Here is a 23,638-nt window from a genome sequence, read left to right on the forward strand (position 1 = left end):
GAAAGGAAGACTTAACTTTATGAAAACAAAAAAATTCATTGCTGCAACAGCTCTGGTAACTTCATTAGTATTATTTGCAGCATGTGGACCTAAAAATGAGAAAAAAACAGCAGATTCTTCTGTAAACGAAACAAAAACATCTGAATCTGTCGATTTAAATTCGTTGGATTTACCACAGCTCTCTGATAAAGTTAGTGAAGAGGAAGATTTAGTTGAATTGGTCACGACTGAAGGCTCAATTGAAATTAAACTATTTCCCAAATACGCACCCAAAGCAGTTGAAAATTTTATGACGCATGCAAAAGATGGTTATTATAACAACGTAACTTTCCATCGTATCGTTAAAGATTTTATGATTCAAAGTGGTGATCCTAAAGGCGATGGTACTGGCGGTGAAAGTATTTGGAATGAAGAATTTGCTCCTGAAATTTCACCTAATCTTTATCACTTAAATGGTGCCTTAGCAATGGCGCGTACTGGCGGACCTGTGACAGATAAAACACAAGGAAGTCAATTCTACATTGTCCAAAATGAAGAAAATGTATCGGATGGTCTTCTCAAAGATGAGTATCCAGAAAAAATGATAGATGCTTATAAAAAAGGCGGTACACCGAACTTAGATTTTAACTATTCAGTATTTGGTCAAGTGATCAAAGGGATGGATGTTGTGAACAAAATTGGTAATACTGAAACAAAAACGAATGAATCTGGCGGCGAAAAAAGTGTACCTGTTAAAGAAGTCAGAATTGAGAAAATAAACATTTTACAAGAAGCAAAAAAATAAACACGTAAAAGAATGGTGATACATCGCCATTCTTTTTTCTTTCAAATTGGAGGTTAAATATGAAAAAAATAATGATTGCAGGTCCTGTCGGTAGTGGAAAAACAACATTTGCCAAACAACTATCTGCTGAAAAGAAGATTCCTTATTATGAATTAGACAATCTCATTTGGAATCGCCTACCAGCAGGAGACCAGCCATATCCTGTTGAAGAATCCATACAACAACTACAAGAAATTTTAACAGAAGAATGTTGGATCATCGAAGGGACAACGACAAAAGATTGGATCAAACCAGCTTTAGAGGCTGCAGATATTCTTTTTTTGTTGCTCCCTCCTTATCACATCCGTATTTATCGCATTCTTCATCGCTTTATCAAACAAATTACAAAACAAGAAAAGGCTCATTATAAACCTACAATCCACTTATTAAAAATGATGTTTAGATGGAACCATCATTTCGAGAAGAAGAATGTGTTTGAATTACAAAAATTAATTAAATGTTCTCCCGAAAAACTACTTATCGTAAAAAGTAAAAACGCCTATCTATCTTCCAAGCACTATTTGGTAAAAGAAAAAACATAGAAAATTTCTTTTCATATCCTCATATATCAACGAATTACTATCCATTTTTAAGATAAAGTGGTACTGTTAAGGAAAGAGGTGAAAGCACGTGACGTTTAATCCACAAATCGAAACGCTCATACTTGAGGCTTCCAATCGGAAATCTCCTCATTTTGTAGCAAACGTGATCAATTTTCAGCAATTTGACCAAGAAGACGTAAAAGACACTGCACAAAAATTGATTGAGGATGGTAAAATTCAAGCAACTATCCATTTTCATCATAATGATTTATGTACAATTGACTTTATACCTCAGGCTATTTGAACAAATTGATTACAAAAAAAGACTGCGCGAACATAATCAAAACTACAGCTGAACAAAATAAACACATCTATCGCTCATTTTTTGTTCAACTTTTCTAGTCAGGATTATAGTACGATTGCAGTCTTTTTATCTATTCATTTGTTGTAGTCCTTTTGGGGAACCTCATCTTCTGGAAACTCTTGATACGTTTCAACATGAACGCCTTTATTATCAATCTTTAAATATCGATCTATTTTTAATTCATGATCCGCTGTAAAAGTTAATTCTTTTTTCTTCCCCTCTTTATCAACTGTTTCTTGTTTATAAGTAGCAATGCGTAGTGATTGATGCTGTTGGCTTTTTTTGTTTTAACGTACACTACCCCCTTACCAACTAAAGGATTAAATTAATCAATCGTGCCAGAAAGTTCATCTGACTGGTTTTGCGTATAAATCTTTACACCAAAAAGAAAAACGCCTCCAAGTATAGCTAGTGTAATGAGTGTTTTGATTACTTTCACACTATTACCACCAAATTTCATTTGATAAATTTAGTTTAGCAATAAAATCATGAAATTAGATCCGCCATATATGCGAACTCTACTTCAGACTTTTAGCCTAGTATACTCTCAGACTCTCTTTATATTAGCGACCGAAAAATAACGATACTTAAAGCTCAAATTACATCCATATTGTAATTTCTCTCAACTCGCTCAAATACTGAGATAAGGTTTTCTTCGGTTGTATCTAACATCCCAGAAATACTCAATGAAGCCATTCCAATTGCCACTATCCACAAATTCAAATGCAAATTTTCTAGTTCTTTCTCTCCTTTATCCACATAGTTCACTTCATTTTTAATATTTTTCCTAAAAGAGTCAAACGATAGCTGACGTAGTTCGTTGCCATATGAATGCTGGTCTACATATAAAGATATGTATAATTTCCTATTAGCTTTTGCTAAATTAATGTAATTGATACCAAAATTTGCAACACTACTTGTTGTTGGTAATTGAGAAAAATATTCTCTTTCCAGATACTCATGCGTTTTTTTCAATAGAGATAATTTCAACTCTTCCATATTCTTAAATTCCAGATAAATTGGTTGCGTTGAAATTCCCATATACTCAGCCACATTCCTAGCTGTTATAGCTGAAAAACTTTTTTCTATCAATAAATTTTGAGCAGCTGCTAAAATGTGTTGTTTTTTATATATTTTTTTTCTAACCAAAAACAATCACTCCTATATTTTGAAAATTCACAGGTTCATATATCTAGATAACAATATTGTCGATTTATCATTTTTATTTTTTATTCTTTTATTTTACACTTTTTTTGTCGTTCTTTTTCTCAACAATTATGGAAATATCCAAAAAACATGATAATTTGTTTGACTTTTCTAAAATATTATTGACCAATGAACAGTAGACACGCTATAGTTAAGTTATTGATAAATAACGGAGGTATTTCTTATGGCTAAAAACTATAGCCAAACACTTTTTTTACATACGGATAAAAAGCATCCAGATCAGGATCAGAAAAATAGAAGCTACTATTTTTTGATTGTTTATTGTTTTATTTTTATTAGTATTGGATTTTTAAGTGAGCCATTCTCCACCTTATGGGGAGGAATGGTACGTATTTTGACATCACCTAGCAATTTACTAACGGATTATATTGAACTCGGGACATTTGGTAGTGCCTTTGTAAATAGCGGCCTCCTTACTCTGATCAGTGTCCTCCTTGCTAAAAAAGAAAAAATTCCAATTAACGGACCAATGATTGCAGCATTATTCACTGTATCTGGCTGTTCTTTTTTCGGAAAAAATTTGTATAATTCGATTCCAATCATTATTGGTGGGCTTTGCTATGCAAAAATCGTGAAAAAGCCTTTTTCCCAATTTATCGTCGTTAGTTTATTTGGTAGTGCGCTCTCACCTATTATTAGTTATCTCACTTTCGGGCTCTCTTTACCCTTGATAGAATCGATTCCTTTAGGTTGTCTCGTCGGAATTTTTATTGGCTTGATTTTGCCTCCTTTAGCTTCCCACATACTTACATTTCATCAAGGCTTTTCTTTGTATAATGTTGGGTTTACTTCCGGGCTTATCGCCATGATGTTTACAGGGATTTTAAGAATGTTTGACTGGAAAATCGAAGGTAAAAACTTAGTTTCAACTGCTTATCATACAAAACTGCTTTTTTTCTTACTATTTTTATTTCTATTACTATTTTTTGTAGGCTTTATAGTCAATCACTTTTCATTAAAAGGATTAAGAGACATCAGTAAAACATCTGGGAAATTAATTACTGATTTCATCTCTATTGCAGGAATCGGAGCGACTATGATGAATATGGCACTGATGGGGTTATTACTGGTTGGTTATACACAAATTAGCCATTCTACTCTTAATGGACCAATTGTTGGCGCTATTTTATCAGCTGTTGGCTTCAGTGCTTTTGGTAATCATCTGCTCAACAGCCTTCCATTATTAGTGAGCGTCTTTTTGACCGCTCAATTTTCTTCTGTATTTGAAGTCGATCAAACAACTGTTGTTCTCGCTGGGATTTTTGGTACTGGTTTGGCACCAATTGCTGGATTTTATGGCATCACCTTTGGATTAATTGCTGGATTTTTACATATGTCATTAGTCACGAATGTCAGCTATCTACACGGTGGATTAAATCTTTATAATAATGGATTTTCTACTGGTTTTGTAGCAGCAGTCATGGTACCATTACTTGATAATATTTTACAGATCAGAAAGGTGAAACAACATGCAAGAAAGAGACAAAGCTAAGAGAATTGTAGACGAGTTATTAACTTACTTTTTTTCAAATGATATTGAAGAAATCCATATTGATATGAACTTTACACCTGAGGGTTTCTCTATTAAGATTCAGGGAAAAACAGAGGAAGAACCCAACAATGTCTTACATTTATTAGAATTACTAAACACACCTAGAGATCTAAGTATTGAATGTTATTATGATGAATTACTAGGGATTACTCATCATGAGGAAGAGGATTATCACTTACTTGGCTTGATGATCGACGAAGCAGAAATTAGTTTCGACGCACCTATCTTTGAAATCAACGTATTTAGAAAAAAATAATTACCATACTAAAAAAGATGAAGAGCACCCCTACCAAATACAAGGTTGCTCCTCATCTTTTTTATTCATAAATAGCACGAACTCCCCCAATTAATTTAGGTCTTGTACGTAAATAAGTGGTGTGTGCCGCACCAATCTCTTTAATTGAGGTACGAACTGGAACTTGAACATGCTGTATGTGCATGCCAATCGAAGTATCTCCAATATCAATTCCACCTTGTGCCACAATTTTTTCCACAACGACTGGATTTGAGAAAAGTTCAAACGCAGCTACAGCTGCTGCTCCTCCTGCATGGAGCGCTGGTACAACTGAAACGATTTCCAATTGATGCTGTTTAGCAATTTTTTTCTCAACAACTAAAGAGCGATTAATATGTTCACACCCTTGTACTGCCAAATAGAGGTCTTTTTTTCTTACAAACTCATGAACTGTTTGCACAACCTGTTGGCCAATTTCTAAGCTGGAATTTTTACCAATCATCCCACCATTGATTTCACTACTGCTACAGCCAAGAACAAAAATATCCCCACTTTCTAAGTTTACCTGTTTAAAATATTCCACAAGTCCTTGTGTCAATTGTTCTTGATAATTTCTTTCCTCACTCATACTTATCACTCCATTCATTTATTTTTTACTCTCTATGATTCTATTATCACGAATATCTCTCAATTGGTCAAAACAAAAAAACACCCAAAAATTTGGGTGCTTCATTTTGCATTATTTACCATCTACGATATTTAAACGAACTTTTTTAGGTCCATCCACACGTACACTGTAGACAATCGTCCGAATTGCTTTCGCAACACGACCTTGCTTACCAATGATACGGCCAATATCTTCAGGCGACACAGTCAAATTGTACTCTAGAAAAACATCAGATTCTTCTACTTCCAACTTAACCATCTCAGGTTGACTGACTAATGGACGAACGATAGTTAAGACTAACTCTTTCACATCTGTCATAATTAGTCACCTTATTTCTTTTCAAGTTTAGCTTCGTGGTGTTTTTTCATAACGCCTTCTTTTGAAAGGATGTTACGAACTGTATCTGAAGGCTGAGCGCCTTTAGACAACCAGTCTAAAACTAAATCTTCTTTTAAAACTACTTCTGCAGGATCTTTTAAAGGATTGTATGTTCCAACAGTTTCGATGAAACGTCCATCACGAGGAGAACGAGAATCTGCGACTACAATACGGTAAAAAGGACTCTTTTTAGAACCCATGCGTTTTAAACGGATTTTTACTGACATTTTATATATTACACCTCCATTAACTTAATCACAAATGTTAGTTTACCAGATTTCCAGCAAGCTGTAAAGAGTTTTTTCTTGACACCTTAAAAAAACCTTTCTGACAATAATATTAGCTATTTTTAGTTAGCTATATGGTATAATTAAGCTACCTTGGCAGGGGCAATCAACAGTTGCTTATCAAAAAAGCCGTGAATAGCAAGAGAAAATTCTTCACTGTTCATGGCTTTTTTATATTATTCGCTTATTTCATAAGCATAATAGTCAAACAAGGTTTGTTCTACAAATCCTATTGATTGATAAAGATGATGAGCTATATTGTTCGTAGATTCAACTTCTAAATAAATTTTTTTGGCTTGTTTCTCCAATAATTGTTGAATAATCTGGCTAAGAATTTTTCTTCCCAAGCCCTGTCCTCGAAAATCTGCTCTTACTACAAAACCGTAGATTCCGTATGAGTTGCCTTCTTTTTCTATTCTAATACTTGCAATTACATTTTCTTTTTCTTTTAGAACAAGTGTCTTTTTTAAATCTTCCTTGTTTAAAACTTCTTGTTTTTCTGTGAATTCTCCATTCTCAAGACTAGCTATTGCTTTAGTGTCTTTTTCCCTTGCAGGTTGTAAGCTAATTTCAGATGGCATTGGCATAAATTTATCAATAGCTAACGTCATTGCATATTCCGAAAAACGATATTTATACCTGTTCATTTCTTTAACATACGATATAGAAAAGTTATCCTTGCGATCAATAATCCATAAAGTAGTTTGAATGTTTTGCTCTTTTGTATATTCTATAAGTATTCTATTGATTTGATCAAGAATTGCTCTATCATGCTTTGTAATAATTGTCACTTCAAGTTCTTCCAGATTGAAACTACTCATTGCTACATAACCGACTAATTTGTCTGTATCCCAACAAAGTAAGTGGCTTACCTTTTCATGAGACTCTTTAAAAAAACCTAAATCTAATTTGTATTCAATATTATACCGTAACTGATTTTTTTCTTTTAACCTTTTGACGGCTTCAACTTCTTTTGCACATAATTCTTTTTTTATAATTGGCTTTAGTGTCATCTGCTCTCCTTTTTAAATCAATTATATAAGGTGCTTGATAGAAAGACAAGGTGTTTGCCACTATCCCGAAGGCAAAGACAGCAAGAATATACCACGTATGATCAAACTAGTTGAACGCCTTTTACCTGTTTTTAACACAATTTGCTAATTGCAATCAGTTTTATTATGAAAGTTGCTATTCAATCTGTCGCTGCTTTGAGTTGGATTTGTTGTTTCTATACTGATAATTTTACTAGATAATACAGACTCACTTGTTTCATTTGGTATCGTCACTTCGATTAGATTGGCTCTTGCCGTTTTCAATTTTTACTCAATAGATGAATCGGATTATTCGCGATATCAGTAATACTCAGATTCGTCAATAATTCAGAACCGTATCCTCTTGTGCCTTTGCGACATTGGATGGAACGGATTGTTATTCAAGGCTCCTTTCTTCCGTAGCTTCTGCTGAGCGGTCGGTATCTTTTGAACTGCTAATAGATTGAATCTCACTATTTTCTGTAGTTGAGGCCAAGTGAGGTTTCATTGTACTAAAAATACGCTCTTGTACATCTGCTTTCATAGAAATAGCCATAATCATAATCATCAGCAAGAAAATAAATAAGAATATACTGATTTTAACAAATCATTTACCATTCCCCATACTGTTATCTCTCAATTTTTTAAACGTTTTACTGTCATTTGTTATATAAGGGCTCCTTCTTACCGAACATTGATTTGCTCATAACATTTTACGAGGATAACAGTCCAGTTTTCTTGCAAAAAATTATTTTTAGTTTTAAAATTAAATTACAATTGTTATTTATTGAATGGAGGAATACGTGATGAAAAAGAAAATCGGATTTTTTGTAGGAAGTTTAAGGAAAGATTCTTATAGTAAAAAAGTAGCAGTTGCTCTTTCTAGTTTATTCCCAGAAGAATATGAACCTATTTTTATTGATTTACAAGACTTACCCATGTATAACCAAGATTTAGATGATGAAGGAGTACCTCCTGTTGCTTGGACTAAATTTAGAGATGAAGTAAAACAACTATCAGGTCTAGTTTTTGTCACACCAGAATATAATCGCTCTGTTCCTGCTGTTTTGAAAAACGCGTTAGATGTTGGTTCTCGGCCTTACGGTCAAAATGTTTGGGATGGTAAACCAGGCTTAGTCGTCAGTGTATCTCCTGGCGCTTTAAGTGCTTTTGGTGCAAATCATCATTTACGTCAATCCTTGGTTTTTCTTAACGTCCCAACTCTTCAGCAACCTGAAGCTTACATTGGAAATATTGCCAATTTGATTAATGAAGATGAAACGATTGCCGAGAATACGATGAACTTTTTCAAAATAATTATAGATTCTTATCTTGTGTTTTTAGAAAAGAATCGTTGATTTATATCAAATAGTCTAACCCCCTATTAAAATGTAGGATTGGGTTAGACTTTTTTTATATTTCTTCATAGCGAAAACAAGTTGTCGCATGGTCATTGATTAGCCCTGTAGCCTCTATAAAAGCATAAATGATCTTACTGCCAACAAACTTAAACCCTCTTTTTTTTAAATCTTTAGTTATTCGATCAGACAACTCATTCGTACTTGGAATTTGTTTTTTACTTTGATAAGAGTTTTTCAAGACTTTGTGATTATTAAATCCCCATAAATAATTTGAAAACGAACCAAGCTCCTTTTGAATTTCTAGTACTCTTTTCGCATTAAAAATTGTAGCTTCGATCTTTCTGCGATTGCGGATGATATTCGGATTGTGCATTAATTCCTGAATTTTCCGTTCATCATAATTCGCTATCTTTTTTATATTGAAATGGTCAAACGCTTCATCAAAGCTGTCTTCTTTATCCAAAATTATTTGCCAACTTAATCCTGCTTGATTGATATCTAAAACCAATTTTCGAAACAAGCGCTGGTCATCGTATACTGGGACTCCCCAAACTGTATCATGATAGTATTTCATCTTTTCATTTTTTTGTGCCCACGAGCAACGCGTCTTCATTTTTTCCCCTCCAGCAACTGACTTTTTATTGATGTATCCCTCCTTTTATTTTAGCAAACTATCAAAAAAAATGTTTACAAAACAAACTGTACTATGTATACTAGTACACACCAAACGGATTTTTTAGAAAGGAGATAATTATGGTTTCTATCAATAAAACAAGTAGCAAACCTTACTATGAACAATTAATGTTAGGAATCAAAGAAGACATTCTAAGCGGACTGTGGCAATCTGGTGACCGTCTTCCTTCCGTTAGAGAAATGGCTCGTCAACTTATGATGAACCCTAATACAGTCAGTAAAGCCTATAAACTACTAGAAGCACAAGAAGTTATCGTCACAGTAAAAGGTAAAGGAACCTATGTCAAAAAAATCGATACAGAACTTCGAGATGAATACCAGATTCAAAAAATCCAAAAAAAATTTAATGACTTAGTTATTGAAGCTCATTACTTAAACGTTCAAAAAAAAGAAATAAGTCAATGGTTGGATGACAGTTATCAACACTTGAAAGGAGAATAAATATGAAAATAGAAAGTTTGGTAAAAAATATTGATCAACGAGTAATTCTAAATGACATTAATTTAACGTTGAATCCAGGAGAAATCACTGGCTTGATCGGTCGAAACGGTTCTGGTAAAACCACATTCTTTCGATCGATTGCTGGTCATTATGAGCTAGATCATGGAAAAATTTTTATCGACCAAGAGGATATTCAGTCAAATAAGATACTCAAACAAAAAATCTTTTATATTGATGAACAATACAATTTTCTTTCAAATTATACTCTAAATAAATTGCTCGTCTTCTATCAAAATGCCTATGCAGGTTTTAATAAAGAAAAGTATTTAAGTTTAACTAAGAAAAATAATCTAAATCCTAGTTTCAAATATCGTTCAATGTCAAAAGGCATGCAGGGTCTTTACAAAATGATTTTAGCGATCTGTTCAAATGCTGAATATCTTTTCTTAGATGAACCTTTGGATGGGTTAGACCTTATTGTCAAAAAAAATGTTTTAGGTATTCTTTTAGATGATGTCAGCGAAAATCATCGCTCGATCATCATCTCTTCGCATAATTTAAATGAGTTAGAAAGTATTATTGATCGTGCATTGATTCTAAAGAAAAATCAGATTCAATTTGATTATCATTTAGAAGTATTAAGAGAAAATGCACGTAAAATCCAAATGGTTTTTAAAACAAAAAAAGTTCCACAACTGATTAAAGAAAACAGCCGTTTGCTTCATTTTCAAGGACGTGTTGTCACAGCGATTTTTGAACATTATACAGATGAACTAAAGAAAGCTATTCAAGCTGAACAACCTATTTTATTCGAAGAACTGCCTTTAACATTAGAAGATGTGTTTGAAGTAAATTTAGCTCACGATGAATCGAACGACTGTTTACAAGGAGAATCTGTATGAATAAACAATTAATGACGATTTTAAAAAAACGCTATGGGCTTGTATTAGTTATTACGAGTCTCTCAATTATATTGTTCTACGGCTATAATGGTATCAATGATGTTAATCATTGGAAGACTACAGAGAAGTATTACAACTCCGAGCAATATACGAAAGATTTGGAAAAAATTTCAGAGCATGATGACCCAAGATATCAAGGCTTATCACTCAATGAACGTAAAAAATTAAATGAAGAAGAAGGATTGAGTTTATTTTATCAAACAAATGCCTATGATGACTCTGGAAAATTAATTACTGATCCTAAAAACTATAATCCCTACTTTACGATCTATTTCAATGAGAACCCACTTCTTCTGCTCGCGATTATTGTAGCAATTGGCTTCTTTATGTTTTTTGTTGATTTGAAAACTTCATTCAATGAGTTTCTTTTTTCATTAGGTGTTTCCAAACGTAGGATTTATTTTTCAAAGTTTGCTCTGATTTCAGTCCCTATATTAACTAGCTTACTTTTAGGTAAAATACTATTTGTCAGCATTATTACAACGGGTATTCCAGCTGAATATGTCAATATTAGCATAATGGAATTAGTAGCAAATGTTTTAGCTAGTTGGACGACGTACATGTTTTATTTCTTTATTGCGGCGTTTATTGGTTTAGTGACAGGTAATATAATTTTAGGTCCCCTTACAGTATTTGGTTTTTGTATATCGTTCGAATTTTTCATTACAGCAGTTGTCAATGCTTGGTATTATTTTACCAAGACAACATCAGATTACTTTATAACAAATAAATTTTTTGTATATACTGTAACAAAAGAGCCTATCTCTGCACTTCCTATCACTCTGGCAGTTATCGTTTCCCTGCTTTTGTTTGTTTCAGGTTCCTATTTGTTCTCTACCCTTACGCTGGAGAACAAAGGAAAATATTTACTGTTTGATACACTTAAAATACCAGTCATTATCGCCATGACAATTTATGTTCCACTTGTGCTTGTATTCAGCCATGGATATTATAATTATGAAACCGGCGCTTCTCCAATTCCTAGTTTATTAATTTATGGCATAATCACTGCTTTGATTGGAAGTTATCTTGTTTTAAAAAAAGAAATCCATGAGTTGATCAATCGAGCAAAACAAATGAACAATACTAGCAATGTGAAGTCCTAGTTTTACATTACTAGTAAAAAAGTGAGTGAGATATAACTCTTCGAGTCATATCCCACTCTCGTGTAATCTGGATAAACGGTTGAAACAGAAGCACTCCCTTCGGAAATAAGTTGAAATTACTGTGACACACAACGAGGCACGAATTGATGCTTTCTCGCTAAAGGCTCGTCGCAGATAAATATTGTTGCACAGTACCTACTTGGTTCTCGGGATGAAACACTTCTGATATGCCCCAAAAGTTGTATATGAAAAATACAATTTTTTTGGGGTATTTTTTATATTATTTTTTCTTCTTTTTCTTCTTCTTGTTTTTCTTCACCATACGGTTCATAGCCATTTTACCGAGTTTGCCCTTAATACCGCCACCAAGCATTTGATCCATACCTGGAATATCCATATTTCCTTTAGACATTTGCTGCATCATTTTTTTTGATTCTTTGAATTGTTTGATCATACGGTTAACTTCGACCACATTATTTCCCGAACCAGCAGCGATTCGGCGACGGCGACTTGGATTTAACAAATCTGGATTTTCTCTTTCAGCTGGTGTCATTGAAAGTACCATTGCTTTTTTACGAGCTACATCTTTTGGATCGACTTTTACATTTTCTAACCCAGGCATATTATTCATACCAGGAATCATTTTCAGTAGATCTTCAATTGGTCCCATCCCCATGACTTGATCGAGTTGCTCAATAAAATCATTAAAATCAAAGCTATTTTCCTTCATTTTTACTGCAAGTTCTTCGGCTTTTTTCTCATCATAATCTTGTTGGGCTTTTTCAATCAGGGTCAGCATGTCCCCCATACCTAAAATACGGCTGGACATACGATCTGGATGGAATATTTCTAAATCTGTTAGTTTTTCACCAGAACCAATAAATTTAATTGGTGCGCCCGTTACAGAACGAATAGAAAGCGCAGCACCGCCACGTGTGTCTCCATCAAGTTTCGTGATGACAACCCCGGAGATTCCTAATTGCTGATTAAAACTATCAGCAACATTAACAGCATCTTGTCCAGTCATCGCATCAACAACAAGCAAGATATCATCGGGTTGAGCGATTTCTTTGATTTGCTTTAACTCATCCATCAGCGTTTCATCAATATGCAGACGACCTGCCGTATCAATCAACACGTAATCATTTTTCTTCTCTTTTGCTCGCTCCATCCCTTGCCGAACGATTTCAACAGGACTAGTTTCAGTTCCCATATCGAAAACAGGAACATCTAATTGTTGTCCTAATACCTTTAACTGATCGATCGCAGCTGGACGATAGACATCGGCCGCAATCATCAATGGGCGTGCATTTTCAGTCTTGATTAAGTGATTTGCCAACTTACCGCCAAAAGTTGTTTTACCAGCACCTTGTAACCCAACCATCATGATTACAGTTGGAATGCGTTCTGACTTGTTCAAGCCAACGGTTTCTGTTCCAAGTGTAGCCGTTAATTCTTCATCAACGATTTTAACGATTTGTTGCGCTGGTGACAAACTTTCAAGAACTTCCACACCAACTGCACGTTCGCGTACACGTTTTGTAAAATCTTTGACTACTTGTAAATTTACGTCGGCTTCTAATAATGCCAAACGAATTTCTCTCATCATTTCTTTTACGTCAGCTTCTGATACTTTTCCTTTACGACGTAATTTGCTCATTGCCTGTTGTAGGCGATCTGTTAAACTTTCAAAAGCCATAATCTCATTCCTCTACTTCTTGTATTTGTTCTATATACTGGGTAATCGTTGTATCTTTTGGGTAGGTTTCTTTCACGTAAGTTTTTAGTGTATCTAATAATTCGCCACGCACGACATAATCAGAAAATAGATGTAATTTTTTTTCGTATTCTTCTAAAATTTTTTCTGTCCGTTTGATATTATCATATACTGCTTGGCGGCTGATATCATATTCTTCGGCAATTTCCCCCAGCGAAAAATCATCAGCGTAGTACATCTCCATATAATTCATTTGTTTTTCTGTCAACAAAGTGGAGTAAAATTCAAACAAGGCGTTCATTCGATTGGTCTTTTCAATTTCCATAGTTGTTGCTCCTATCTTCAATCCCTTTTAGGTTACCGATTTCAGCGTGATTAGTCAATAGTTCTTATTGAATTTCAAGGATTTTCTCAAAAGATTCAATCAATCGATCGTAATAACTCTGAGCATTTGCACAAAAATCTTTTTTAGAGAAATATTCTTCTATTATTTCTTGTTGACCATTTTTTTGAGTAACACCCTTTAAAATAGCTTCCGCGCTTGGATTCTCGAATAGTTCTTTTAAAGTAGACAAAGGAACTGAAAATATACAGGACACTTCTTCCTCTTGTAAATAAAAATCACCTAATAAGAGCTCTTGATCAACCAAATAAACATTTGTAAACTCATTATCAATAAAATTCTCCAAAGCAATTTCAACTGGAAAAACACCAAGGAATTGAGCCTGATCGATTGAAACATCAATACCCAATTCTTCCTTTACTTCTCTAAAACCATCGATCACAGTTTCTTCAGCTAACAAATGTCCAGCCGCAGTAATATCCAATTGGTTGGGAAAATCTTTCTTTTGCGACGCACGTTTTTGAAAGTAAACAATCAATTCATGCTCTTTTATTGTGTAAAACCAACAATGGAATGTTTCATGCCAAAATCCTTGGGAATGAATAACTTGTCTGGTTGCAGTGCTAATTTGCTGATAGTTATGGTCAAAAATTTTTAGTACTTCATTCTCAGCCATCTCTATTTTTCACAACCAATCAGTGTTTGCCAATCACTTTGTGAAACCACATTAAGCCCTTTGGAAATAAAATAAGCCGTTGCAACACCTGGACCCTTTCGACGATTTCCAGAAAATGTCCCATCATAAATCCCATTGCTTCCGCATGACGGACTATTTTCTTTTAAAATGATGGTTGTAATATTGTATTCTACTAATTTTTGATAGGCGGTGACTGCTCCTTGTTTGAACATGTCAGTCATATCTTCTCCTGTATTCGTAATAACTTTCGCTTGGTCATTCCAAACATCAAATCCGTCTCCACCTATAATCTCAGCAGGATCGCGCGGAATCGGTAAACCACCTAAAACTTCTGGACAAACAAGCATTGCTTGACCATTCTCTACTAATTTTTTTAAAGCAGGAATTTCTTTAGCTTGACCATCATAGCGACAACAAATCCCACCAAGACATGCGCTGATTCCAATCATATACTTCCCTCATTTCAATCTTTACTATTATACCATTTCTTTAGCTTTGAAAGTAGTTTTAGAAACACTCCATAAAGTTTTTGATCACTGAGAAACTGTGCTAAAATAATCTTGTGTTTATTTCGTATTATAAGGAGCCAAATAGATGAAAAAAGTACTCGTTGTCGATGATGAACCGTCGATTGTAACCTTATTGACCTTTAATTTAGAAAAAGATGGCTATGAAGTGATGACTGCTGTTGATGGGGCAGTCGGCTATGAATTAGCTTTGACCAACCAATTTGATTTTATTATTCTAGATGTTATGCTGCCGAATATGGATGGTTTAGAGATTACAAAGTCTTTACGCCGAGAAAAAATTGATACACCTATTTTAATTCTAACCGCCAAAGATGATCAAGTTGATAAAATCATCGGTTTAGAGATTGGTGCGGACGATTATTTAACAAAACCATTCAGCCCTAGAGAAGTTTTGGCAAGAATGAAGGCTATTTTCCGTCGTTTAAAACCTACCTCAACGACTTCCGAAGAATACAACGAGCCGGTTAAAGCGCCTTTGATATTAGGTGATATTCGTGTAGATGAACAAAATTACGAAGTAAGTGTGCGCGGTGAGAAGATTGAACTAACACCAAAAGAATTTGAATTACTAGTTTACTTTATCAAACGGAAAGATCGTGTCATCGATCGAGATACTTTATTAGATAGAATTTGGAATTATGATTTTGCAGGCCAAAGTCGTATCGTGGACGTTCATGTCAGTCATTTAAGAGACAAAATCGAAATCGATCCAAAACGCCCTGCTTATTTAGTCACAGTTAGAGGTTTTGGCTATCGTTTTCAGGAGCCTAAAAAATGAAAAAACGCCAGCGAGTTGAATATTGGGTAGTCGCACTTGTGATGGTTACACTATTTGTCGGCAGTATTTTCTTAACAAACTATTTTTTTAAAAAAGAATTGTTAGCTCAACAGGAAGAGTATTTACAAAAAAAAGGAACGTTGATTCTTGATCAGCTCTCCCCAGACTTATTTTTAACACAACAGTTTTCAGAGCAAGAAAAAAAGTTAATTGAACATTATTCGACGGATAAAAATGAACGTTTGTCCTTAATGAATGCTAAAGGGGATATTTTTTATGATAGTATCGATCCTGCACTTCATGAATCAAGAAGAAATCGCCCTGAAATCAAAGCAGTTTTATCTGGTGCCGATTTCGGTTCTGCCTTAAGAAAAAGTGCGACTTTAAATAAAGAGCTGCTGTATCTTGCATTACCTGTTAATAAAGATGGCGAACTGACTGGAATCATTCGCATGTCAGAGGAAACGGCACAGTTTTCTAATAGTATTCAATCATTTAAACGCTATATTCTATTGACCTTAGGTTTGTTATTTTTGATTATTACGGCCTTTATCTTTTTATTGCTCCATCAAAAAAATGAACCTCTAGTTACTGTTTTACCCGTTTTAAAAAAAATTGTGAAATATCCAGATGAATCTCGTTCCATCATCCAAGATTCGCCAGAATGGAATGAACTGTATCAAACTGTCAACCTTTTGAGTCAGCAAATGAGTCAAACTTATTTAGCTTATACCTCAACAGATGAACAATTTCATGCTTTACTAGATGAATTGATGATCGGCGTTTTTATAATTGATATTGAGGGAAGGTTACAATTAATCAATCCTAAAATGATTGATATTTTAACGATCGACCAAACAGATGTTGGCAAAGAATATTTTGAGGTCATCAAAGAACCAGCTTTGATTCATTTGATCCATCAAGTCATTACGGAAAAAAGTTCTGTTCATCAAGAAATTAAACTAACTGATTCACCAAATGAAATGATTCTGGATATGTCTTTACGCTTTATAGAAGAAGATGGTAATGATTATCAAGTTTTAGGTATTGCTTATGATTTAACTCGTGTCAGACAACTAGAAAAAATGCAAAAAGATTTTGTTAGTAATGTTTCACATGAGTTAAAAACACCTGTAACATCGCTATTAGGATTCACTGAAACCTTATTAGATGGAGCGAAAGAAGATCCCAAAACCTTGACTCAATTTTTGGAAATAATGCAAAAAGATGCTCTGCGTCTACAACAATTAATTCAGGAAATTTTACAATTATCACGCGACGGTAAAAATATTGCTTACGATGATCAAACGATTATGTTACATCCTTTTATTCAAGAAATTTTACGCTCTTATCGTAAAACAATCCGGGAAAAACAATTAACAATCAACATTCTTGGTGATGGAAAAATGACATATACCACAAAATACGAGCTTTTTTATCCAATCGTCAAAAATTTAGTTGAAAATGCTATTCAGTATTCTCAAGCTAACGAAGAGATCATAATTGATTTTGGTTTTGCTGATACCTTCTATTTCGTAGTTAAAGATAGTGGCATTGGAATTAGCTTAGAAGATCAAGAACGGATTTTTGAACGATTTTATCGAGTAGACAAAGCAAGAAGTCGTCACTCTGGTGGTACAGGGTTAGGTTTAGCCATAGTTCACAATTATACTGAACTATTAGGTGGAACGGTTTCGATTGACAGTCATTTAGGTTTAGGTTCGACCTTTACAGTCAAGTTACCAAAAAAATAATCAGACAAAGTGGTTGAGATAAACATCCCTGAAGACTATCACCCTCTTTATACAAATTGAAAAAAGTGATCGAAGGATAACATAGTAACTGATTTTTTACAACCGTTTATTCGGATTTTAATAGGCTGGGCTATAACTCTTCGAGTTATAGCCCAGCCTATTGCCATTTTTAGGGGAAGAACTTATTTTTTAGTGATCGTTCCTTCTACATCTCTTTCAACTTTCATCCCAGTCATTGGCAAGTAGCCTAATTCTTTAACTACTCCATCTTGAACAGCATCTGATAGCATGAAATCTAAAAATGTTTTAATACTGTCATCTGGTTGACCTTTTGTATACATGTGTTCATAGGACCAAATTTTCCAAGAGTTATCCGCAACATTTTCTTCTGTTGGTTTAACATCATCAATGCTTAAAGCGAATGTTGAATCATCCATGTATGAAAAAGCAAGATAGCTAATTGCTCCTGGTGTTTGTGCCACGATTTGACGAACTGTTCCTGATGAGTCCTGTTCCTGTGATTGGACAGCTGTAGCCCCATCCAGTCCCCATTTTTCGAATGTTGCTCGTGTACCACTACCGCTTGGACGATTGATTACAGCAATTTCTTGATCTTTACCACCCAAGTCTTTCCAGTTTTTTGTTTTTCCAGTAAAAATGTCGATCAACTCTTGCTTACTAATATTTTTGACCCCAACTTCTTTATTAACGACAGGTCCCATACCAACAACTGCAACCCTGTGATCAACTAATTTTGATGCGTCTACACCAGATTTTTCTTCTGCAAAAACATCGGAATTACCGATTGTTACAGCCCCATCAGAAACTTGAGACAACCCAGTTCCACTTCCTCCACCTTGAACGGAAATCGTATAATTAGGATTTTCAGAAATAAATTGATCTTTTGCTGCATCTACTAAAGGCTGTAATGCGGTTGAACCGACAGCTACGATTTTGACTGGTTGATTACTAGTACTACTTTCTTTTGATTTATTACTGCTGTCCCCAGTTGCGGCTCCTTGATTGCCACATCCTGCGATTAAAAGTCCTACACTTAAAACAATTGCCGATACTAAACGTTTCTTCATTTTTGCACGTCCTTTTCAATTAGTTACAAGCTTAGTTTAACAGCGCTCTGTTAATTCTACTTCAACGTTTTGTAAATAATGCGTAAATGAATGTAAAGGTTCTGTAAGTGACAGTACCAGTAGGCCCTTCGTATCTCGTTGTAGTTCAAAACAAGCAGAAATCTATAAAAATTGATAACGATATAGACTATTCAATGACTCCTAATCAATGTTCTTCCAAGTGTTATGAACATATCTTATTTTCAGAGTATTGGCTTCTCCTTTTACCGCTCTTTTATTCTGATTTCAAGTGTCTTTTGTATAACTAAAATAACTACATCTCGTAAAAAAATGAGGCTGAGACATAACTCTACGAGTCACATCCCCACCTCAATAAATCCGAATAAAGTGAAGTTAATCCTTCTGGCTATTTCTCAGAGCTAAACGCTGCTGTCCTAACCTCGTTCGTTTCAATATAATTTTTAATTCGTTTCATTGCTTCTTTCAATATAGAGAAGTCCGCAGCATAACTAATTCGAACATAGCCTTCTGCTTCTTTACCAAAAGCTACACCAGGAATGATTGCTACCGCTTGTCTTTGGGCCAGATCCACACAAAACTTCATTGAATCTTGTTCAAAGCCTACGGGAATTTTAGCAAAAATGTAGAAAGCACCATTTGGCCTAGCAACTTCAAATCCCAAAGCTGTCATTTGTTCATAAACAAAATCTCGACGCTCACGATATTCTTCTTTCATAACTGCTGCATCATTCATTCCTTCAATTAAAGCTCTGACAGCGGCTTTTTGCGAGATAGTAGAAGCTGCTGTAACTAAATACTGGTGGACTTTAATGATCTCGGCAATCAAATTCTGTGGACCGAAGATAAAACCGATCCGCCAACCAGTCATTGCATGCGATTTTGACAACCCATTAATTAAAATCGTTTGTTCTGGAATAAATTCTGCAATAGATACATGTTGGTCTTCATAAGTCAATTCACTATAAATTTCATCACTAATTACGAAAATCGGATAGTTCTTCAATACCTCAGCAATTGCTTTGACTTCTTCACGATTGTAAGTTACACCTGTTGGATTACTTGGATAGTTTAAGATAATCGCTTTGACTTGATCTCCATGCTCTACCATTGCTGTTTCAATCATTTCTGGTGTCAGTACAAAGTCGTTGGACGTTGTATCAATATAAATTGGTTCAGCTTGAGCCAAAGTAATGACCGGTTCATAACCTGGATAAATCGGAGCGGGCATCAAGACTTTATCACCTGGCTCTAATATCGATAATAAACTTGCGGAGATTGCTTCAGTAGCTCCTACTGTCACCAGAACTTCAGAAGTTGGTTGATAGCTCACTCCATATTTTTCTTTCATAAAAAAAGTTGCTGCTTCTCGAACATCTGTTAAACCTGACATACCAGAATAGTGTGAAAAATTTTGATTGATTGCATCATGTGCGGCCATTTTTATATGCTCGGGTGTATTAAAATCTGGCTCTCCTAAAGTTAATTTAATAATGTTATCAATACCTGTTACTTGTTCATCAAATTGACGAATCATCGAAACGGCGATTTTTCCTACTTGCTTGTTAAATTTCTTTGTTAAATCCATCAAACCATCTCCTTATAATTGATTGGTTCCCTACTGTAGAATCAATGCTTATTCAACCACTAGCGTGATAGCCTATTTTTCTCAATGAAATTATAATAGCATAAGTTCGACTAAAATGAAATTTGTATTTAAATTTACGTCATTTTCTTTTTAAATTCACATATTTCTCTTGCGAAACTTCTCTCGCTTCTTTATAGTTAAAAGAAATGAAGGGAGCGATTCAATTGAAGGGTCTTAGGAAAATCACACCTTATACACCAGGAGCACAACCAAACCATCCAGAAATGATTAAGTTGAACACCAATGAAAATCCCTATCCACCTTCGCCAAAGGTTGCTGAGGCATTGAGAAGTTTTAACGTTGAACAGTTGAAACGATATAGTTCTATTGATAATCATTCTTTAAAAAAAGCGTTAGGAGCTAAGCACAACCTATCTCCTGATCACTTTTTAATTGGGAATGGATCTGATGAAGTTTTAGCTTTTTGTTTTCTTGCGTTCTTTAATAGCACTGATCCGCTCTTATTTCCAGATATTACGTATGGTTTTTACAAAGTTTGGGCCGATTTGTTCAAAATTCCATTCAAAGAGTTGCCGTTGAACAACGATTTTAAAATAGATTCCGCAGATTATATACAGTTAAATGGCGGAATAATCATTGCTAACCCCAATGCGCCGACAGGCTTATTTAAACCACTTTCTGAAATCGAGTCTCTACTAAAAGAAAATTCAGAAGTTATCGTGATTGTTGACGAAGCATACATTGATTTTGCTGAACGATCCGCGATCTCTCTTCTAAACGACTATCCTAACCTAATCATTATTCGAACCTTTTCAAAATCAAATTCTTTGGCTGGGTTACGAGTGGGTTATGCGATTGGTAATCCTGAACATATCAAAATTGCGGAAAGTATAAAATCTTCCTTCAATCCATATTCTGTTGATATGTTAGCTGAAGCATTAGCTATAGCTGCCGTTGAGGATGGAAACTACTATCAAGAAATATCAAAGAAAATTTGTAAAACAAGAGATTGGTTTTCAGAGAACATTACAACATTTGGTTTCTCTACGTTAGTCTCAAAGACAAATTTTGTACTTCTAACCCACCCAGATTTAAATTGTGAAGATCTTTATCATTATTTGGAAACGCAAGATGTATTTGTTCGTTATTTCTCCAAAATCGAGAGATTGAAGAATTATCTGCGTATTTCGATTGGAACGCAGGAAGAGATGGAAGATGTTTACCAATTGTTGCGTGATTACGTGACAAATAATCACTACTAACAGATCGTGACTCACAAAAATTCAGTACCTTAAAACACTGATTTTTGTGAGTCATGATCTGTTTTGCTATTATTTGGAGAATGTTATCGTTATAAAGATACGATGACTAAAATACTGACCTTTGTTCATTTCAATTACCAACAAATTGGCCTTTTCGTAAATACAACACCGCGGACAGCCAATTCCTTGTCTTTATTCAGTACTGTATCATTTTCCACAAATCGTTCAAATGAAATACCGATAATCTGATCCACAACTAAATTATTTTCTTTTTTCTTGGTCATTTTTATTGATAATTTTCTCATCAGAAATCAATGCCTCCTTTTTTATTTATTTTATCATAACTTAGCACGACCTAATAGACGCTAATACTAAGAAAAAAGAACCTCTTCTATAAGGGGTTCTTTGAATATTATCTATCATTCTTGTTATAGTCAGTTGTTTGCTCAAACAATAAAAAATGTTCGGTTCAAAATAACTGTTTTAATTCTTTCATAAAATACTGACCAATCTCACTGATTGCTTTATTTTTTTGATAAAGAACACAAATTTTATTTGTCGCACTTTCAGCCAGTGGAACCAAACGAATTTCTTTTTTCGTAAAACCTGTTACCACACCAGAACCAGAAGCATATGCATCGGTTTCAACCAATAAATTCATCAAGGTTCCTCGATCATTAGTGTAAATGACGGTTTCTTGTTCTTGATTTTCGATCAAATCTTCGGAAAAATAAGCAAAATTACTACCTTCTTGAGTAAAACGAACTTGAGGGTAGCAACATAATTGTTCCAGTTTGATTTCTTTTTGCTGCGCCAAAGGATGATTCTTACCAAGGAAAATATGGGTTTTAAAACTACCTACAACTTCATAGGTTAAATTTGCCTGCTCTAAATACCGCTCGATTCCAGGTTGATTTTGGCTATTTAAATAAATAATTCCTAACTCACTATGATAACTTTTCACATCTTCGATCACTTTTAATGTCGTGGTTTCAAAGACACGAAAATTTTTATATTGCTCTTTGAATTGTCGAATAACACTACCCATTACTTCTCCTAAAAAATCATAATGCTGAGAAGAAATCGAAAACCGTTCGCTCTTTGTTACTTCTTGGTAGCGATTTTCGATCATTTCCATTTGAGTCAAAATTTTTTCTGCATGTTCTAAGAATGTCAGTCCTTCTTCAGTCAAAGACGCACCTTTGTTCGTACGAATAAACAAAGTTACCCCAATCTCTTCTTCTAATTCACGAATACCATTTGAAAGACTAGGCTGTGTAATAAACAGTTTCTTGGCGGCTTCTCGAAAACTACCATTATTGGCAACTGCAACAACGTATTTCATCTGTTGAATATTCATCGGTGACCTCCGTCTTATTCGGAAAAATAGATTTTACGTCCGTTCAATTTTTGAACTGGTCGGTTATTAAACGGTAACATTCCTTCATCAATTCGTTCAAAAAAATCACGGTCCATTTTTTGAATAGTATCAAAAACAAACCAATGAACTGGTCCTTTAGTTGGTGGCGTTGTTAATGAGCCTAAATAATGAAAATGGGTTCTCTGTTCTGGTAGAAAAATAGAAGGGTCAAACCATTGTTGATGGGTTTCTGACTTCCATTCAAGGGTACTCTTATTTTTCGAAAATTTATTTTCTGCTGTTGTAATCGTAAATAAACATCCCACCACCAAGTTATCGCCAGAATTATTCATGTGAACAAGATGGAATTCGAGTGGTGAATGTTCGCCATCAAAAGTATGCTCACTAGGTGTGTGAAAATGGATATCGGTCAAATAATATTTTTCATCTTCAAAAACGATAAAGCTTTCTGTATTTGGCGGAACAAAATGAAACGTATTTTTGAATTCTTTTTCGGTAAACTCTTCTTTTTTATAACAAAATTTAATTGCTCGACTAGTCGAAACACCATTAACTAAATTTTTTGATAAATTAATTGGCGATTGATAAGGATATTTTGCACCCGTTGAAAACCAATCACAAAGCGTGTGCCAATGTTCTGGTCCACGTTCTCCTTCATAGCCCCATTCCACATCCATATTCCGAATATTTTTCATCAAACCCCACCTTCTAATTTTATCATTTGAATAACTGTATCTTATTTATTCTTAACAGTCAATTGTCAAAAACTTCTTTGTTCTTTTTTCAAGTATA

Annotated in this window: 29 protein-coding genes; 12 read left to right on the top strand and 17 right to left on the bottom strand. The window is 34.4% G+C overall.

Features of this window, described 5'->3' with window-relative positions; genetic code table 11:
• The first annotated feature begins 19 nt into the window (after positions 1-19).
• The 3 genes from I580_RS04805 (at position 20) to I580_RS04815 (ending at position 1,669) form a co-directional block, all read left to right on the top strand.
• Positions 20-784, top strand: a complete 765-nt coding sequence (locus I580_RS04805; protein WP_010772429.1) for a peptidylprolyl isomerase — start codon at positions 20-22, stop codon at positions 782-784.
• Positions 785-843: 59 nt separating this feature from the next.
• A complete protein-coding gene (locus I580_RS04810; protein WP_010772428.1) occupies positions 844-1,365 on the top strand; it encodes a P-loop NTPase family protein in 522 nt (173 codons plus the stop codon).
• An 88-nt stretch (positions 1,366-1,453) separates the two neighbouring features.
• Positions 1,454-1,669 (top strand): hypothetical protein, encoded by a 216-nt coding sequence (locus I580_RS04815; protein WP_010772427.1) that lies wholly within the window; start codon positions 1,454-1,456, stop codon positions 1,667-1,669.
• A 134-nt stretch (positions 1,670-1,803) separates the two neighbouring features.
• Here the strand turns inward: I580_RS04815 and I580_RS17440 are convergent, their stop codons facing one another.
• Both I580_RS17440 and I580_RS04825 read right to left on the bottom strand, forming a co-directional pair.
• Positions 1,804-1,983 carry a YxeA family protein gene (locus I580_RS17440; RefSeq protein ID WP_390621151.1) on the bottom strand — a complete coding sequence of 60 codons (180 nt, stop codon included), beginning with the start codon at positions 1,981-1,983 and terminating at the stop codon, positions 1,804-1,806.
• A gap of 340 nt (positions 1,984-2,323) precedes the next feature.
• Positions 2,324-2,878, bottom strand: a complete 555-nt coding sequence (locus tag I580_RS04825) for a TetR/AcrR family transcriptional regulator (protein ID WP_010772426.1) — start codon at positions 2,876-2,878, stop codon at positions 2,324-2,326.
• 241 nt (positions 2,879-3,119) lie between these two features.
• Here I580_RS04825 and I580_RS04830 point away from each other — a divergent pair, with 241 nt between their 5' ends.
• Positions 3,120-4,448 (top strand): DUF1576 domain-containing protein, encoded by a 1,329-nt coding sequence (locus I580_RS04830; protein WP_010772425.1) that lies wholly within the window; start codon positions 3,120-3,122, stop codon positions 4,446-4,448.
• Positions 4,426-4,764, top strand: coding sequence for a hypothetical protein (locus I580_RS04835; protein WP_010772424.1), 339 nt, complete (start codon positions 4,426-4,428; stop codon positions 4,762-4,764). Before I580_RS04830 ends, I580_RS04835 begins: the two co-directional genes overlap by 23 nt.
• A gap of 61 nt (positions 4,765-4,825) precedes the next feature.
• Here I580_RS04835 and I580_RS04840 read toward each other — a convergent pair whose 3' ends face one another.
• The 5 genes from I580_RS04840 to I580_RS16905 all read right to left on the bottom strand — a co-directional run bounded on the left by I580_RS04840 (position 4,826) and on the right by I580_RS16905 (position 7,662).
• Positions 4,826-5,371 carry a TIGR01440 family protein gene (locus tag I580_RS04840; protein WP_010772423.1) on the bottom strand — a complete coding sequence of 182 codons (546 nt, stop codon included), beginning with the start codon at positions 5,369-5,371 and terminating at the stop codon, positions 4,826-4,828.
• Between the two features lie 111 nt (positions 5,372-5,482).
• Positions 5,483-5,728 (bottom strand): KH domain-containing protein, encoded by a 246-nt coding sequence (locus I580_RS04845; protein ID WP_010772422.1) that lies wholly within the window; start codon positions 5,726-5,728, stop codon positions 5,483-5,485.
• Positions 5,729-5,739: 11 nt separating this feature from the next.
• On the bottom strand, positions 5,740-6,015 hold the full coding sequence (gene rpsP, locus I580_RS04850; protein WP_010761445.1) for a 30S ribosomal protein S16: 276 nt from the start codon (positions 6,013-6,015) through the stop codon (positions 5,740-5,742).
• A 236-nt stretch (positions 6,016-6,251) separates the two neighbouring features.
• The gene (locus I580_RS04855; protein ID WP_010772421.1) at positions 6,252-7,088 is read right to left on the bottom strand and encodes a GNAT family N-acetyltransferase; all 837 of its coding nucleotides are present in this window, start codon (positions 7,086-7,088) and stop codon (positions 6,252-6,254) included.
• Positions 7,089-7,503: 415 nt separating this feature from the next.
• Complete coding sequence (locus I580_RS16905; protein WP_155855919.1) at positions 7,504-7,662, bottom strand: hypothetical protein; 159 nt, start codon at positions 7,660-7,662, stop codon at positions 7,504-7,506.
• Positions 7,663-7,912: 250 nt separating this feature from the next.
• Here I580_RS16905 and I580_RS04860 point away from each other — a divergent pair, with 250 nt between their 5' ends.
• Positions 7,913-8,464 (top strand): NADPH-dependent FMN reductase, encoded by a 552-nt coding sequence (locus I580_RS04860; protein ID WP_010772420.1) that lies wholly within the window; start codon positions 7,913-7,915, stop codon positions 8,462-8,464.
• Positions 8,465-8,519: 55 nt separating this feature from the next.
• Here the strand turns inward: I580_RS04860 and I580_RS04865 are convergent, their stop codons facing one another.
• Positions 8,520-9,080 (bottom strand): DNA-3-methyladenine glycosylase I, encoded by a 561-nt coding sequence (locus I580_RS04865; protein WP_010772419.1) that lies wholly within the window; start codon positions 9,078-9,080, stop codon positions 8,520-8,522.
• A 140-nt stretch (positions 9,081-9,220) separates the two neighbouring features.
• Between I580_RS04865 and I580_RS04870 the strand changes: the two genes are divergently transcribed.
• From I580_RS04870 to I580_RS04880, 3 genes are read left to right on the top strand one after another with little or no spacing between them, the layout of a single operon-like run.
• A complete protein-coding gene (locus I580_RS04870) occupies positions 9,221-9,601 on the top strand; it encodes a GntR family transcriptional regulator (RefSeq protein WP_010772418.1) in 381 nt (126 codons plus the stop codon).
• 2 nt (positions 9,602-9,603) lie between these two features.
• Positions 9,604-10,503: an ATP-binding cassette domain-containing protein gene (locus I580_RS04875; RefSeq protein ID WP_010772417.1), complete on the top strand. Its 900-nt coding sequence runs from the start codon at positions 9,604-9,606 to the stop codon at positions 10,501-10,503.
• Positions 10,500-11,669: an ABC-2 family transporter permease gene (locus I580_RS04880; protein ID WP_010772416.1), complete on the top strand. Its 1,170-nt coding sequence runs from the start codon at positions 10,500-10,502 to the stop codon at positions 11,667-11,669. The genes I580_RS04875 and I580_RS04880 overlap by 4 nt, the downstream gene beginning before the upstream one ends.
• Positions 11,670-11,949: 280 nt before the next feature.
• Here I580_RS04880 and ffh read toward each other — a convergent pair whose 3' ends face one another.
• The 4 genes from ffh to I580_RS04900 all read right to left on the bottom strand — a co-directional run bounded on the left by ffh (position 11,950) and on the right by I580_RS04900 (position 14,875).
• The gene (ffh, locus tag I580_RS04885) at positions 11,950-13,368 is read right to left on the bottom strand and encodes a signal recognition particle protein (protein WP_010772415.1); all 1,419 of its coding nucleotides are present in this window, start codon (positions 13,366-13,368) and stop codon (positions 11,950-11,952) included.
• Between the two features lie 4 nt (positions 13,369-13,372).
• Positions 13,373-13,711, bottom strand: a complete 339-nt coding sequence (locus I580_RS04890) for a putative DNA-binding protein (RefSeq protein ID WP_010772414.1) — start codon at positions 13,709-13,711, stop codon at positions 13,373-13,375.
• A 64-nt stretch (positions 13,712-13,775) separates the two neighbouring features.
• Positions 13,776-14,405 carry an NUDIX hydrolase gene (locus I580_RS04895; protein WP_010772413.1) on the bottom strand — a complete coding sequence of 210 codons (630 nt, stop codon included), beginning with the start codon at positions 14,403-14,405 and terminating at the stop codon, positions 13,776-13,778.
• A 2-nt stretch (positions 14,406-14,407) separates the two neighbouring features.
• Entirely contained in the window at positions 14,408-14,875 is a 468-nt protein-coding gene (locus I580_RS04900) for a 2-thiouracil desulfurase family protein (protein WP_010772412.1), read from the bottom strand.
• Positions 14,876-15,020: 145 nt separating this feature from the next.
• Between I580_RS04900 and I580_RS04905 the strand changes: the two genes are divergently transcribed.
• Together I580_RS04905 and I580_RS04910 are read left to right on the top strand one after the other, a co-directional pair.
• Positions 15,021-15,734, top strand: coding sequence for a response regulator transcription factor (locus tag I580_RS04905; protein WP_010772411.1), 714 nt, complete (start codon positions 15,021-15,023; stop codon positions 15,732-15,734).
• Positions 15,731-17,488, top strand: a complete 1,758-nt coding sequence (locus tag I580_RS04910) for a sensor histidine kinase (protein WP_010772410.1) — start codon at positions 15,731-15,733, stop codon at positions 17,486-17,488. The genes I580_RS04905 and I580_RS04910 overlap by 4 nt, the downstream gene beginning before the upstream one ends.
• Before the next feature lie 182 nt (positions 17,489-17,670).
• Here the strand turns inward: I580_RS04910 and I580_RS04915 are convergent, their stop codons facing one another.
• Together I580_RS04915 and I580_RS04920 are read right to left on the bottom strand one after the other, a co-directional pair.
• The gene (locus tag I580_RS04915) at positions 17,671-18,576 is read right to left on the bottom strand and encodes a phosphate ABC transporter substrate-binding protein PstS family protein (protein ID WP_010772409.1); all 906 of its coding nucleotides are present in this window, start codon (positions 18,574-18,576) and stop codon (positions 17,671-17,673) included.
• 406 nt (positions 18,577-18,982) lie between these two features.
• Positions 18,983-20,182, bottom strand: a complete 1,200-nt coding sequence (locus I580_RS04920; protein ID WP_010772408.1) for a pyridoxal phosphate-dependent aminotransferase — start codon at positions 20,180-20,182, stop codon at positions 18,983-18,985.
• 206 nt (positions 20,183-20,388) lie between these two features.
• Between I580_RS04920 and hisC the strand changes: the two genes are divergently transcribed.
• Positions 20,389-21,465, top strand: coding sequence for a histidinol-phosphate transaminase (hisC, locus tag I580_RS04925; protein ID WP_034860345.1), 1,077 nt, complete (start codon positions 20,389-20,391; stop codon positions 21,463-21,465).
• 134 nt (positions 21,466-21,599) lie between these two features.
• Here hisC and I580_RS16910 read toward each other — a convergent pair whose 3' ends face one another.
• The 3 genes from I580_RS16910 to I580_RS04935 all read right to left on the bottom strand — a co-directional run bounded on the left by I580_RS16910 (position 21,600) and on the right by I580_RS04935 (position 23,541).
• Positions 21,600-21,770 (bottom strand): hypothetical protein, encoded by a 171-nt coding sequence (locus I580_RS16910; RefSeq protein WP_010772406.1) that lies wholly within the window; start codon positions 21,768-21,770, stop codon positions 21,600-21,602.
• A 164-nt stretch (positions 21,771-21,934) separates the two neighbouring features.
• Positions 21,935-22,825, bottom strand: coding sequence for a LysR family transcriptional regulator (locus I580_RS04930; RefSeq protein WP_010772405.1), 891 nt, complete (start codon positions 22,823-22,825; stop codon positions 21,935-21,937).
• Positions 22,826-22,839: 14 nt separating this feature from the next.
• Positions 22,840-23,541: a carbonic anhydrase gene (locus I580_RS04935; RefSeq protein WP_010772404.1), complete on the bottom strand. Its 702-nt coding sequence runs from the start codon at positions 23,539-23,541 to the stop codon at positions 22,840-22,842.
• Between the last annotated feature and the right edge of the window lie 97 nt (positions 23,542-23,638).

Source organism: Enterococcus caccae ATCC BAA-1240 (genome assembly GCF_000407145.1).
GTDB lineage: Bacteria > Bacillota > Bacilli > Lactobacillales > Enterococcaceae > Enterococcus_L > Enterococcus_L caccae.

Coding starts and splice junctions, on each gene's coding strand:
- I580_RS04855 (WP_010772421.1), bottom strand. CDS start 7,088: ATGACACTAAAGCCAATTATAAAAAAAGAATTATGTGCAAAAGAAGTT.
- ffh (WP_010772415.1), bottom strand. CDS start 13,368: ATGGCTTTTGAAAGTTTAACAGATCGCCTACAACAGGCAATGAGCAAA.
- I580_RS04845 (WP_010772422.1), bottom strand. CDS start 5,728: ATGACAGATGTGAAAGAGTTAGTCTTAACTATCGTTCGTCCATTAGTC.
- I580_RS04865 (WP_010772419.1), bottom strand. CDS start 9,080: ATGAAGACGCGTTGCTCGTGGGCACAAAAAAATGAAAAGATGAAATAC.
- I580_RS04840 (WP_010772423.1), bottom strand. CDS start 5,371: ATGAGTGAGGAAAGAAATTATCAAGAACAATTGACACAAGGACTTGTG.
- I580_RS04910 (WP_010772410.1), top strand. CDS start 15,731: ATGAAAAAACGCCAGCGAGTTGAATATTGGGTAGTCGCACTTGTGATG.
- I580_RS04835 (WP_010772424.1), top strand. CDS start 4,426: ATGCAAGAAAGAGACAAAGCTAAGAGAATTGTAGACGAGTTATTAACT.
- I580_RS04810 (WP_010772428.1), top strand. CDS start 844: ATGAAAAAAATAATGATTGCAGGTCCTGTCGGTAGTGGAAAAACAACA.
- I580_RS04920 (WP_010772408.1), bottom strand. CDS start 20,182: ATGGATTTAACAAAGAAATTTAACAAGCAAGTAGGAAAAATCGCCGTT.
- I580_RS04860 (WP_010772420.1), top strand. CDS start 7,913: ATGAAAAAGAAAATCGGATTTTTTGTAGGAAGTTTAAGGAAAGATTCT.
- I580_RS04905 (WP_010772411.1), top strand. CDS start 15,021: ATGAAAAAAGTACTCGTTGTCGATGATGAACCGTCGATTGTAACCTTA.
- I580_RS04875 (WP_010772417.1), top strand. CDS start 9,604: ATGAAAATAGAAAGTTTGGTAAAAAATATTGATCAACGAGTAATTCTA.
- I580_RS04935 (WP_010772404.1), bottom strand. CDS start 23,541: ATGAAAAATATTCGGAATATGGATGTGGAATGGGGCTATGAAGGAGAA.
- I580_RS04890 (WP_010772414.1), bottom strand. CDS start 13,711: ATGGAAATTGAAAAGACCAATCGAATGAACGCCTTGTTTGAATTTTAC.
- I580_RS04900 (WP_010772412.1), bottom strand. CDS start 14,875: ATGATTGGAATCAGCGCATGTCTTGGTGGGATTTGTTGTCGCTATGAT.
- hisC (WP_034860345.1), top strand. CDS start 20,389: ATGAAGGGAGCGATTCAATTGAAGGGTCTTAGGAAAATCACACCTTAT.
- I580_RS16910 (WP_010772406.1), bottom strand. CDS start 21,770: ATGAGAAAATTATCAATAAAAATGACCAAGAAAAAAGAAAATAATTTA.
- rpsP (WP_010761445.1), bottom strand. CDS start 6,015: ATGTCAGTAAAAATCCGTTTAAAACGCATGGGTTCTAAAAAGAGTCCT.
- I580_RS04880 (WP_010772416.1), top strand. CDS start 10,500: ATGAATAAACAATTAATGACGATTTTAAAAAAACGCTATGGGCTTGTA.
- I580_RS16905 (WP_155855919.1), bottom strand. CDS start 7,662: ATGGCTATTTCTATGAAAGCAGATGTACAAGAGCGTATTTTTAGTACA.
- I580_RS04895 (WP_010772413.1), bottom strand. CDS start 14,405: ATGGCTGAGAATGAAGTACTAAAAATTTTTGACCATAACTATCAGCAA.
- I580_RS04830 (WP_010772425.1), top strand. CDS start 3,120: ATGGCTAAAAACTATAGCCAAACACTTTTTTTACATACGGATAAAAAG.
- I580_RS04915 (WP_010772409.1), bottom strand. CDS start 18,576: ATGAAGAAACGTTTAGTATCGGCAATTGTTTTAAGTGTAGGACTTTTA.
- I580_RS04805 (WP_010772429.1), top strand. CDS start 20: ATGAAAACAAAAAAATTCATTGCTGCAACAGCTCTGGTAACTTCATTA.
- I580_RS04930 (WP_010772405.1), bottom strand. CDS start 22,825: ATGAATATTCAACAGATGAAATACGTTGTTGCAGTTGCCAATAATGGT.
- I580_RS04870 (WP_010772418.1), top strand. CDS start 9,221: ATGGTTTCTATCAATAAAACAAGTAGCAAACCTTACTATGAACAATTA.